Origin of the sequence: Nocardia asiatica NBRC 100129 (genome assembly GCF_000308415.1) — a bacterium.
Lineage (GTDB): Bacteria > Actinomycetota > Actinomycetes > Mycobacteriales > Mycobacteriaceae > Nocardia > Nocardia asiatica.
Genome location: NZ_BAFS01000142.1, coordinates 21,051 through 32,115, shown reverse-complemented (window position 1 = coordinate 32,115; position 11,065 = coordinate 21,051). Strand labels below are relative to the sequence as shown.

The 11,065-nt window shown below is 67.7% G+C and carries 12 protein-coding genes; 5 read left to right on the top strand and 7 right to left on the bottom strand.

The window, feature by feature from the left end; genetic code table 11:
- The coding region (locus ON27_RS13590; RefSeq protein ID WP_043725619.1) for an SDR family oxidoreductase at positions 1-180 on the top strand (180 nt) is incomplete at its 5' end.
- A gap of 571 nt (positions 181-751) precedes the next feature.
- Here ON27_RS13590 and ON27_RS13585 read toward each other — a convergent pair.
- Positions 752-1,246 (bottom strand): allene oxide cyclase barrel-like domain-containing protein, encoded by a 495-nt coding sequence (locus ON27_RS13585; protein WP_043725616.1) that lies wholly within the window; start codon positions 1,244-1,246, stop codon positions 752-754.
- A 77-nt stretch (positions 1,247-1,323) separates the two neighbouring features.
- Between ON27_RS13585 and ON27_RS13580 the strand changes: the two genes are divergently transcribed.
- Positions 1,324-2,202, top strand: coding sequence for a LysR family transcriptional regulator (locus ON27_RS13580; RefSeq protein WP_043725609.1), 879 nt, complete (start codon positions 1,324-1,326; stop codon positions 2,200-2,202).
- Between the two features lie 133 nt (positions 2,203-2,335).
- Here ON27_RS13580 and ON27_RS13575 read toward each other — a convergent pair whose 3' ends face one another.
- Positions 2,336-2,986, bottom strand: coding sequence for a DUF998 domain-containing protein (locus ON27_RS13575; protein WP_051046525.1), 651 nt, complete (start codon positions 2,984-2,986; stop codon positions 2,336-2,338).
- 78 nt (positions 2,987-3,064) lie between these two features.
- On the bottom strand, positions 3,065-3,853 hold the full coding sequence (locus ON27_RS13570) for a DUF6597 domain-containing transcriptional factor (protein ID WP_051046524.1): 789 nt from the start codon (positions 3,851-3,853) through the stop codon (positions 3,065-3,067).
- An 893-nt stretch (positions 3,854-4,746) separates the two neighbouring features.
- On the opposite strand from ON27_RS13570, the gene ON27_RS44725 reads away from it, so the two are divergent.
- Entirely contained in the window at positions 4,747-5,109 is a 363-nt protein-coding gene (locus ON27_RS44725) for an MmyB family transcriptional regulator (protein WP_157227175.1), read from the top strand.
- Here ON27_RS44725 and ON27_RS13560 read toward each other — a convergent pair.
- The 4 genes from ON27_RS13560 to ON27_RS13545 all read right to left on the bottom strand — a co-directional run bounded on the left by ON27_RS13560 (position 5,076) and on the right by ON27_RS13545 (position 9,940).
- Positions 5,076-7,391 carry an ATP-binding cassette domain-containing protein gene (locus tag ON27_RS13560; protein WP_043725608.1) on the bottom strand — a complete coding sequence of 772 codons (2,316 nt, stop codon included), beginning with the start codon at positions 7,389-7,391 and terminating at the stop codon, positions 5,076-5,078. The genes ON27_RS44725 and ON27_RS13560 overlap by 34 nt on opposite strands.
- 341 nt (positions 7,392-7,732) lie before the next feature.
- Positions 7,733-8,617: an LLM class F420-dependent oxidoreductase gene (locus ON27_RS13555; protein WP_043725605.1), complete on the bottom strand. Its 885-nt coding sequence runs from the start codon at positions 8,615-8,617 to the stop codon at positions 7,733-7,735.
- A gap of 48 nt (positions 8,618-8,665) precedes the next feature.
- Positions 8,666-8,854, bottom strand: coding sequence for a hypothetical protein (locus tag ON27_RS13550; protein ID WP_043725602.1), 189 nt, complete (start codon positions 8,852-8,854; stop codon positions 8,666-8,668).
- Positions 8,855-8,863: 9 nt separating this feature from the next.
- Entirely contained in the window at positions 8,864-9,940 is a 1,077-nt protein-coding gene (locus ON27_RS13545) for an SDR family oxidoreductase (RefSeq protein ID WP_043725599.1), read from the bottom strand.
- Positions 9,941-10,051: 111 nt separating this feature from the next.
- Here ON27_RS13545 and ON27_RS13540 point away from each other — a divergent pair, with 111 nt between their 5' ends.
- Together ON27_RS13540 and ON27_RS13535 are read left to right on the top strand one after the other, a co-directional pair.
- Positions 10,052-10,678 (top strand): TetR/AcrR family transcriptional regulator, encoded by a 627-nt coding sequence (locus tag ON27_RS13540; RefSeq protein WP_043725596.1) that lies wholly within the window; start codon positions 10,052-10,054, stop codon positions 10,676-10,678.
- 60 nt (positions 10,679-10,738) lie between these two features.
- Positions 10,739-11,050, top strand: a complete 312-nt coding sequence (locus ON27_RS13535; protein ID WP_043725593.1) for a nuclear transport factor 2 family protein — start codon at positions 10,739-10,741, stop codon at positions 11,048-11,050.
- The last annotated feature ends 15 nt before the right edge of the window (positions 11,051-11,065 follow it).

Here is an 11,065-nt window from a genome sequence, read left to right as displayed (position 1 = left end):
GCCACGGCCGACCGCGTCGGCATGAACGCCGAGGACCACCAGAAGGCCGCCGCGGAACGCACCCCGCTGGGCCGGGTGGGCCGACCCGAGGAGGTCGCGGCGGTGATCGCCTTCCTCGCCAGCGACGAGGCGAGCTACGTCAGCGGCCAGACGCTGTACGTCAACGGCGGCGCCCGCTGACCCACCCCCGTCGCTCGAGCCGACTCGCCTCCGTCGAGCGGCACCGCGCCGCAGCGGTCGACGCCGTGACGACACGGGCCGTCCGACCGGCCGCCGGTCTCGCCCGCCGTCGTCGCCAGCCCGCCGCCGCGATGCCGTGCGGCGGTTTCCGGCCCCCGCGAGCCGATCGGCGTCCGTGTTCCGGTCCTGGTCCGTCGGCTTTTCGCGCACGGTGCCCGGTCGGGGCACCGGCGTACCGGCGGGGTCCAGGGAGCAGCGATCCCACCCCGGCGACACCCGCCTGCGGCATGATCGAGATGTGGATCGAACCGAGCTGGCCGCGTTGCTCAGGCAGGCCCGCGACCGAGTGCGGCCCGGCGATGTCGGCCTGCCCGCGGGAGCACGAAGACAGGTGCCGGGGCTGCGCCGCGAGGAGGTGGCCCAGCTCGCCGGGGTGACATCTCGGTTACACACTCCTCATTTCGGTCGAATGCTGACCACCCCGTCGTCCCTCCCACGGTGTTGCCGATAACAGCACGGCGAACGGGGAGATCATGTGAGCGGGTGTCCTCGCCGTGGAACCGTCTACGGATCAACGGATGATCTCGGCACGTGCTCGTTCGTTCGGGGTGCCGATGTCCCAGAATCGGACCGTGCCCCGCGCTTCGCGGTACACGCCTGTCCCGCCGGTGATGGCCATGTCGAGCGGACTCGCACCTCTCACCCACTGCGACTGCATGGTTACCGAGCCTTGCGTGAGTTCCATGGTGATCGAACACTGCGTGGTGATGTTCTCGCCCTCGATATGAAGGGTCTGGCACGAGCCGCCCCCGCGTCCGACTGTGCGGCCGTCCTGTATCGCGTTGCCGGAGTACACGTCCATGTCGCCCACGCTCACCCCCGGCTGGCCGAGATCGAGACTGGCGTACTGATCGTTCTCGACCCCGAGTTCCAGGATCTCGACCTGATCATCCGCCCGGGCTTCGGTCTCGCTCGTGTTCGCGCCGCAGCCGCCGACCGCGATGGCGATGAGCGGTGCGGCGACGAACGTCGTGAACGCGGCCTTGGTGCGAATGTTGTTGTGCATGGCCACAGCTTCACCGATGGCGTTCTATGCTGTCCAAGACCAGAATTCGCATGTATTCATATCGCTCAGGCTATGAAATGGATCTGTTGCAGCTCCGCTACTTCCAGGCGGTGGCCCGCCGCGAGCACCTCAGTCAGGTCGCCGCCGAGCTTCGCATCGCGCAGCCCTCGCTCAGCCGCGCGATTGCCCGCCTGGAGGACGATCTCGGCGTGCCGCTGTTCGATCGGGTGGGGCGCGGGCTGCGACTCAACCGATTCGGCGCCGCGTTTCTCCGCCGCGTCGACCGGGCGCTGCGAGAACTCGACGACGCTCGCCGCGAACTCGGCGATGCCGCCGGCTTCGACCACGGCAGCATCGCAATCGCCGCGGAAACCCTGCTCACGGTGACCGGGATGGTCACCGAGTTCCGCGCCGGGCACCCGGGTGTCGATATCCGACTCCACCAGTCCGATGCCGCGACCATGGCGAGACAGCTGCACACAGGCGAGGTCGACCTCTGTATCGCCTCCCAGCCGCTGTCGGGACCGAACTTGCGGACGCGAGAACTGTTGCGGGAGGAAGCGCTGCTCGGGGTACCGCCGGGACATCGGCTCGCCGGACGGGAATGCGTGCGACCCGAAGAACTCGCGGGCGAACCGTTCGTCACCACCCGCCCCGGCTACTGGCCACGCGAGCTGACCGATCAGATGTTCGCGACGGCCGGACTGCGCCCGGTGTACGTCTGCGAGAGCGACGAGCCCGGAGCTACCGGCTACCTGATCAGCGCGGGCCTCGGCGTAGGGCTGGTGCCTGCGTATTCCCTGAGTACCAGCGCCTATCTTCCGGGCTCGTGGATGCGCCTGGACGTACCGGACTGCCACCGCGTCCTGACCCTCGTGTGGCGCGCGGACACGTACTTCTCCGCCGCGGCAGAGCGGTTCACCGACTTCGCAAGTGAGTACTTCCGCCGCCTGTAACAGTTACCCGCCGTGGTTTGTTCGCCGACGGCCTACCGGGATCGAATCCTGCGCAGCTCCCGCAACATGTGAGCCGGACGGTAGGGCTCGGACAGGGCCGTTCACTGTGCAATGAGCGACCCTGTCCGTGAGTTCAGTGCTCGGCTCTCGAGTTCAGATGTAGGGCAAGGGCGGTGATCCAGGCCCACATCGAGATGCCAGGTATCAGGAACAGCAGGTACCTCACAGAGGTTTCGACCACGGCCCCGACTACTTCGTAGCCTGCCATGGAAATCGGTACCGCCCAGGTGAACCACGCCCAGGTGCGGAGCCCTCTGGCCCTGAACCATCCCGCCATCAGCACAATGGCACCGATGAGGAAGGCGGAACTGGCCGCACGGGACGCCATCAGGAGCATGCCGTGCCAGGTTGTCGACTCCGATACCGTTCCTTGCGGGAACCCGATCACCGGGTCGGCAGCGAACAGGCCGCTGCAGATATAGGCGACCCCGTACAGCCCGAAGAGCCGCGGCACCCACCGCGCGATCCGCCCGTCGTGCAGGACACGGCTGACACCAACTGCGAACAGGATCATCAAGACCCCCGCTACTCCGTAGTTGAGGCGATGGACCCAGCCGAGATCGCCGGTCGACAACACGTTGTAGCGGTGCTGCGTCGGGTCGAAACCCGCACGGATCATAGCTTCGATCGCGGTCACCGCGATGTAGAGCGGACCTGCCACGGCGCCGCACGCCAGCAACGTACCGGTCCGCACCGCGGTCGGTGTCTTCTGCTCGATCATCATCCCTATCTCTCCGTTTCGACGCGTATCCACACGCTACGACCCGCGCCGACATCGGTATTGGAGAAATGTGACCCCTGGCTAGCCGAGCACGTACAGGTCCTCGAAATGCTGCGTTACGCGGCTCAGGCCGACGGGTGTCGTGCCGGTGAACTCGCGGACCTCGTTGATGAGATGGGCTTGATCGAAGTAGCCGCATGCCACGGCCAATTGCCCATAGTCGGAAGTATCGGCGCGCCGTGCCAGTTCGCTGAAACGCTGGAATCGCAGTACCCGGCTCAGGTGCTTCGGCGTCATTCCGACTTCCCGCGTGAACACCTGGATGAACCGGCGGCGGCTGAGTTCCACGCTCGATGCCACGTCGCCGACCGTGCAACCAGGCTGGGCAAGTTGCTGAAGCGCGAACGGCACCGCGCGATGTCCCGGAACATGGTCTCGCAGCCGTGACCGCAGCGCTGCTGCCATGATAGCGAATCGATCGGTTGTCGTGGGTGCCGCGCAGAGGCGCTCACGCAACTGCGCAGCCGAACGGCCCCATAGCGCTTCGAGGTCGACATGTCGATCGGCGAGCTCTCCCGGCGGCGCGGAGAAAAACGGCAGTGCACCACCCGGTTTGAAATGAACACCCATGGCTGAGATGAATGTCGGATTGTCGGATGAGAAGGGCCCACCGTAGGCTCCCGCAACGACTATCCCCGAGTGTACCTGCCCGTTCACCAGCACGCTGTCGTCGTGCAGGTTGACCACCAGATCCAGCGTTCCGCTGGGCACCAGCCGCGCCGACCCTCGCGTCGGGAGACCCTCCAACGCCCAGAAATACGCGATGAACCGTCCGAGCGCGGCGCCCGGCCGATCCCTGACAAAACGCACCCCACGAGGATATCGCCCTAATCCGGAGCAGGAGCTTTCAGTGGAGCAGCTGCGAGGCTACCGCGCGTTCGACCATAAAGCCCCCATGGGTTGCGCGATGAGTTCGTCACGGGCTATCGCATCTTCGTGTGCGCCGAACTCGCGCAATGGTCTACGCCTCGTGCTGGGTGGGCGTTCTGCGAGAAGATCAACGCCAACCGCAAGGCATAACGGAATTGACGGCCTGTGGCTGGACAACCAGTATTGGTCGCCGGTTCCCTCCTCCCAGTTGAACCCTGAGGGCGCCAGCTCCATGCGGATGTCGTGCTCGAGTCAGGCGCGCATAGGCCAGCATCCGTCCGAGTGCCGGCCCGCGGCCGATCCACCTGATCGGCCCGGCAGAACCATATGTCGATAATTCGTGATCGGGAGGTTGCGTGATGATAGATGGCTGGACAGAATTCGCTTGCGCGGCGTGAGGACAGGGCCCGGAGTTGCCAACTCGAACTCTCCGCCAAACGCGCTCGGACCGAGGGTAACCGTCCAGCACGGTGTCGGATCGCCAAGGAATGCGGGGTCGCGAATGGGCTATCGCAACCCCACCTTGTCCAGGCGGATCAACGTCGGAGGAACCGAGAATTGGAGGCGGCTGTCAGCACGCTGCCGCGACGCTGATACCAGCCGCGGCCAGGTCACCGAGCCGCTCCGCGAAGCTCACACGCTCACACTTCTGGTCTGGGCATCGGATTCGTCTTGCCTGTACGCAGCGACTACAACGGACTATCGGCGCCGCAACGCAATCGATCCATCAATCCGAACTGTGGGAAGCCGATCACGTCCGCGGTGACCGGCACCCGCGCGAGTGTATGGCGCGAAATGGGCGCTTCCTCGGCACCGAGCGGGGACGGGTCGCGATGACGCCCGCCGAGGCCGACAACGCCGCCTCGTTCTCGGTCGCCTGCCTGCGCAGCGCCCGCGCACGCTACCCGGACGATCCCGGCCTCCTGCGCTTGGTCTCCGAACTCCGTTCGCGGAGCCCACGATTCGAGCAGTTGTGGGCCGCGCGCCGGTCGGGCCAGTGGCGCAGCGCGACCAAGACGATCGATAACCCCGACGTCGGATCCCTGCGCCTGGATTGCGACACCCTGCTGGTACCGGACACCGACCAAGCAGTCGTGGTCTACTCGGCGGCGCCCGGCACCCGGGAAGCCTCGGCGCTGGAACTGTTGCGGGTGACCGGTACTCAGCGGTTCCCGGCGGCGGAGCCCTCCGGCTGACCAGCCACCTTGTACCGGCGCAGATATTCGCCGGTGAGCGAGGACGGGTGCGCGAGCAGGTCGGCGGGCGTCCCGGTGCAGACGATCTCGCCGCCGTCCTTGCCGCCGTCCGGCCCGAGGTCGATCACCCAGTCCGCGTGCGCGACCACGTCGAGATTGTGCTCGATCACCACCACGGTGTTGCCGCGGTCGACCAGAGCGTCCAGCAGTGCCAGCAGCGTGTCCACGTCCGACATGTGCAGACCCGTGGTGGGTTCGTCGAGCACGTAGACGCTGCCGGTGTTGTGCAACTGGGTGGCCAGCTTGATCCGCTGCCGCTCGCCGCCGGACAGCGTGCTCATCGCCTGGCCCAGGCTGAGGTAGTCCAAGCCCACCTCGTTCATGGTGCGCAGTTTGGCGTGCAGCGCCTTTTCGGTGAAGAACCCGAGCGCCTCCTCCGCCGACATCTCCAGCACGTCGGCGATGGACTTGCCGCGCAGCCGCAGGGCCAGCACGTCATCGGAGAAGCGCCGGCCGTCGCAGGCGTCGCAATGGGTGGTCACCGGATCCATGTAGGCGATCTCGGTGATGAGCACGCCGCGACCCTCGCACTGCGCGCAGGCACCGGCGGAGTTGAAGCTGAACAGCCCGGCGGACTCCCCCGTGGCCTTGGCGAACAGTTTGCGGATCGGGTCCATCAAGCCCAGGTAGGTCGCCGGGGTGGATCGGGACGACGCCGCGATGGGCGACTGGTCCACGAAGATCGCCTCCGGATGACCCGGTACGAAGACGTCCCGGATCAAACTGCTCTTGCCGGAGCCGGCGACACCGGTGACGCAGGTCAGGATGCCGGTCGGAATCCCGACGGTCACCTTCTTCAGATTGTGCACCGTCGCGTCCTCGATGAGCAGTTCGCCGGTGCCGGTGCGGAACGAGTCCTTCACCCGGAAAGGTCTGCGCAGACCGGCCCCGGTCGGGGTGTCCGCCGTCCGGAGCTCGGCGAAGCTCCCCTGGAAGACCACCCGGCCGCCGTGCACGCCCGCGCGCGGTCCGACGTCGACCACGTGGTCGGCGATCTGGATGACATCCGGATCGTGCTCCACCACGATCACCGTGTTCCCTTTGTCCCGCAATGCCCTCAGCAGATCGTTCAGGCGGCCGACGTCGCGCGGGTGCAACCCGACGCTGGGCTCGTCGAAGATATAGGTCAGCCCGATCAGCGTGCTGGACAGATGCTTGATCATCTTCAGCCGCTGCCCCTCACCGCCGGAGAGGGTGGAGGTCGGCCGATCCAGACTCAGGTAACCCAGTCCGATGTCGGCCACCCGGCGCAGCCCGGTGCGGATGGCGCCGGCCAGCCCGAGCGCGGCCGGATCGGTGATCTCGTCGAGCACCTCGATCAGATCGGTGATCTGCAACCGCGCCCAGTCCGCGATGTTGCGTCCGTTGATCTTCGTGGCCAGCGCCGCCTGGTTGAGCCGGGCGCCCGCGCAGGTCCCGCAGACCCCTTCGGTGAGGAATTGCCGCATCTGCTCCCGGGTCTTCTCGCTCAGCGTGGAGGTGTCGCGCTGCAGCCGGGTGCGGGTGAATTTGGTGGCGATGCCTTCGTAGTTCGCCTTCCAGGTGCCTTTGCTGAAGGTCAGCTCGACCTTGCCGCCTGTGCCGTAGAGCAGGTCGTGGAACTCTTCGTCGGTGTAGTCGCTCAGCTTCTTGTCCGGGTCGAAGCGGCCGGATCTGCCGTACAGTTGCCAATCCCCGCTGCCCACCGCGTAACCCGGCAGCAGGATCGCGCCCTCGTTCAGCGACTTGGTCCGGTCGAGCAGGCGATCGGGATCCGCGCGCACGGTGACGCCGAGCCCGTCGCAGTCCGGGCACATGCCCTGCGGCACGTTGAAGGAGTAGTTGTAGACGAATCCGGCCGAGGGCGAACCGAATCGGGCGAACATGGCCCGCACCATCGAGAAGATGTCGGTCATGGTGCCGACCGTGGAGCGCGGGCCACCGCCGACCGGCTGCTGGTCGATGATCACCGGCGCGGTGAGATTCTCGATGGCCTCGGCGTGCGGGCGTTCGTAGCGGGGCAGGAAGTTGAGGATGAACGCCGGGAAGGTGGCGTAGAGCTGGCGTTGCGATTCGACGGCGATGGTGTCGAAGACGATCGAGGACTTGCCCGAACCGGAGACGCCGGTGAAGACGGTGATCTTGTTCTTCGGGATCTCCAGCGACACGTCGCGCAGATTGTGCTCACTGGCTCCGAGCACCCGGATGACATCGGACGTGGCAATGGTTTCGGCGAAAGGCATACCGCACACCTTGCCACCCGAACCCCCGAAAATGCTCCGGTAAATGTGACGCAAATCACATATGCGGGCGAGTCTGAATTGTGCGCAATCCGCCGGTGTTCACGGCTGGTCGATGCTGCTATCGGCGCTGCGGCCGGCTCGGTTGCGTCCTCGACATCGATTGCGGCGCGGGACTTCTGAGCCAGCCGCACGCTGCCCGACGACGTCGTCGCCCGGCCGCCGGGCGCGCGCCGTCGTCGAGCACGTTTCCGGGACCGACGTCACCATCCCGACCGGCGACCGAGCAGGCTCCGGCAGTTGGGTCCGAGGCGTCATGAACCCGCCGCTGTGCGCGGCGCCGGTCAGCGCAGCAGTGCGATCACGGGGGCGAATTTCTCCATGCTGTCCTCGAGCACGGTGACGTAGGTGATGCCGTAGCGGTCGCGCCGATCCCGCAGGCGGTCGGCCATCTCCTCCGGGGTGCCCATGAGCAGGATCGGGTGGTCCTCCGGGCAGTCGGCGACGTCCGGCGGCAGCGCCGGGCCGAAGACCTCCAGGACGCTCGCGCGTTCGGCGGGCGGCACCACCCGCTGCACCAGGATGTTGAACTCGACCTTGTCCAGTCGCGGACCCAGCAGTTCCCGCACGTAGGCGACCCGCTCCTCGGTCTCGGCGAGACCGGCCATCTGCAGCGGCCCACCGTTGCGCGCGGCCGCCGCGCCGGTGAACGCGATGATGTCGGCGTGCCGCGCGGCGACGGCGAGCAGCCGATCACCCCATCCGCCGATCAGCACCGGCGGCCCGGTCGGCTGTGCGGGCTGCGGCTGATACTCCGGATCGGCGAACAACCCGCGCAGCGTGATCACGGTCTGTTCCAGGTGGTCGACGCGCTTGCTCCCGCTTTCGAACGGAATGCCCGCGGCCTCGAATTCCGCCTGCACGTAACCGGCGCCGAGCCCGAGTTCGACGCGCCCGTCGGTGAACTGGTCGGCGCCCGCCACGTCGCGCGCCAGCAACACGGGGTTGTAGAACGCCGTGTTCAGCACGAAGGTGTTCAGTCGCACCCGCTCGGTCGCCTCGGCGGCCAGGATCATCGCGGGGAACGGCGCGGGCAGACCGAGATGATCGGCGACGCCGATCACGTCGAAGCCGAGTTCCTCGGCCCGGCGGCACTTTTCGATCCAATTCGACCGGGACTCGGGGACCACCATGTTGACACCGAACCGGAAGGGGCGCTGTGCAGTCACGTGTCCTGTCTAGCGAACCGGGCCCGACCCGTACGCGCCGGGGCCGGTTCAGCACTGAGTGAGCGCGCCGGCCGCCAGCGCGACGCCGAGCAGCGCGACGAGGGCGGTGGCGACCGGCAGCGCCCGCCTGGTGGGGCGGTGGACGCGGAGCCCGGCGGAGCCCCCGCTCGCGGACCGCCGGGCGAACCTGCGCCGCACCATGGCGACCGTAGTGACGATCAGAGTCGCGACCAGCATGAGGGCCCCTCAGACGCGCGCGGCGCTCGCCGCGGCGGCCGGTGGCGAAGACGCACGCCGCGGCGACGCGACGATCCCGCGCAGCAGCAGGCTTTCGGCGGTGTCGAGCAGTGTTTCCCGGATTGGGCGCATGGTCCAGCCCAGCTCGCGCCGGGCCTTCTCGGCGCTGAGCGACTCGGTGCGCCCCAGCGTCGGCAGGGTCAGCCGGACGCCCTTGTCGAAGATGGCGACCGAACGCACGACCCAGTTCGGCAGGGCTCTGGTCGGCACGCGGAACCCGCGCGGCCCGTATTCTTCGGCGAGGATGCGCGCCATCTCTCCCATCCACAGATGCTCGCCCGCGCAGATGTAGCGGTTGCCCGCCGCCTCCGGCGTCTCCAGGGCCAGCCGGTGCGCCGCGGCGAGATCGCGCACGTCCACCGGCGCCCAGCCGACCCGGGGCGTACCCGGTACGTCCCCCGCCAGCAACCTGCGCACGGACTCGTGCGAGGTGCTCGTCGCCGCGGACAGCACCGGCCCGAGCACCATGCCGGGATTCACGACGACCAGTTCGAATCCCGCGCCGGCCGGAAGCTGAGCGACGAAATCCCAGGCCGCCCGCTCGGCCAGCGTCTTGCTCTTCTGATAGGCCGGGCTGCGCTCGACCACGGTCCAGTCGGCCTCGGTGCGCGGGGCGTCCTCGGCGTGACCGTACGCGATCGCCGCGATCGAGGAGGTCAGCACCACCCGCCGCACCGTGCCCGCGGCGGCGCAGGCGCGCAACACGCGCAGGGTTCCTTCCACCGCCGTGTCGATGAGTTCGTTCTCGTCGTCCGGCGGGGTGGTGGGGAACGGAGACGCCACGTGCAGCACGTCGGTGCAGCCCGTAACGGCGGACGCCCAGCCGTCGTCGCCGGTCAGGTCGGCTTGCGCGAACTCCAGTTCGCCCCCGGTCCGGCGCGCGAGCTCGACCAGATGGGCCCGTTTGCCGGTGGCGGCGAGGTCGCGGACGGTCGCGCGCACGGTGTAGCCGTGCTCCAGCAACTCGCCGATGACGTGACCGGCAACGAAACCCGTTGCGCCGGTGACCATTACCCGTGTGCTCATGCCTTCACCCGTCTGTCGCAGTGGTCGGCGCGGCGCCCATCTGAGCGCCGCTCAGATAATCTAATCACCGCATAGTTAGGTTGTCCAGCAGACGTCGCATACGCTCGGACGGTGACGCGGACCAGTTACCACCACGGCGCCCTGCGCGACGCACTGCTGGCCGCCTGCCTGCGATTGATCGAGACAGAGGGACTCGCGGCGGTCAGCCTGCGCAGGGTGGCGCGGGAGGCGGGTGTGAGCACCGCGGCGCCGTACCACCATTTCCCCGACCGTTCCGCCCTGCTCGCGACACTGTCCACCCAGGGTTTCCAACTGCTCGGCGCGCGGCTGGCGGCGGCCCGCGCGGAGGCGGGCACACCCATGGCCGCCTTGACCGCGCTGGCGAACGCCTATGTGCGGTTCTCCCGAGAACAACCGGCCTATTTCCGCTTGATGTTCCGGCCGGAGCTCTCCCAGCCCGACAAGCACCCGGACACCATGGCCGCGGGCGACGCGGCGTTCGGGGTGCTGGCCGACGCGATCGCGGAATGTGTCCGCGCCGGAGAGCTGCCCGCCGACAAAGCCGACACCTTGGCGGTCATGTTCTGGGGGCTCGGCCACGGGCTGGCATCGCTGTGGCTGGACGGTCAGCTGGAAAAGCGCGCCGTACAGTTCGGCGCCACCGCCCCTGCGCTGGTGGACGACGTCATGCGGACGTTCGCGACATTCATCGAGCCGAGCGCGCCGCCGAGGACCTAGAGTAGACGCCAGACGTTCGCTATCCGATGCTTCTCACACCGATCCGAGAGGACGACCCGGATGACCGCGCAGCTGGATCCGACGGTGCAGGAGTTCGTCGACGCGCTCAACGCCAACGACCAGGATCGGTTCTACGCGGTCCTCACCGACGACGCCACGATGTCCGACGACGGCGTGGAGCGCAACCTCGCCCAGTGGACCGCCGCGGAGATCTTCGACAGCAACGCGCGGATGCGGGTCGAGTCCGTCGGCGACGGCGGCATCGAACTGGTTGCCGACTACACCAATTCGCGATGGGGCTCGATGCGGACCACCTGGCGATTCGTCCTCCGCGACGGCAAAGTGAGCCGCTTCGAGACCGGTCAAGCCTGAGCGCCCTTGCCATGC

Bases quoted from the DNA above. Each gene is read 5' to 3' on its own strand.
- ON27_RS13585 (WP_043725616.1), bottom strand. From the start codon at position 1,246: ATGCACAACAACATTCGCACCAAGGCCGCGTTCACGACGTTCGTCGCC.
- ON27_RS13580 (WP_043725609.1), top strand. From the start codon at position 1,324: ATGGATCTGTTGCAGCTCCGCTACTTCCAGGCGGTGGCCCGCCGCGAG.
- ON27_RS13575 (WP_051046525.1), bottom strand. From the start codon at position 2,986: ATGATGATCGAGCAGAAGACACCGACCGCGGTGCGGACCGGTACGTTG.
- ON27_RS44725 (WP_157227175.1), top strand. From the start codon at position 4,747: ATGACGCCCGCCGAGGCCGACAACGCCGCCTCGTTCTCGGTCGCCTGC.
- ON27_RS13560 (WP_043725608.1), bottom strand. From the start codon at position 7,391: ATGCCTTTCGCCGAAACCATTGCCACGTCCGATGTCATCCGGGTGCTC.
- ON27_RS13550 (WP_043725602.1), bottom strand. From the start codon at position 8,854: ATGCTGGTCGCGACTCTGATCGTCACTACGGTCGCCATGGTGCGGCGC.
- ON27_RS13545 (WP_043725599.1), bottom strand. From the start codon at position 9,940: ATGAGCACACGGGTAATGGTCACCGGCGCAACGGGTTTCGTTGCCGGT.
- ON27_RS13535 (WP_043725593.1), top strand. From the start codon at position 10,739: ATGACCGCGCAGCTGGATCCGACGGTGCAGGAGTTCGTCGACGCGCTC.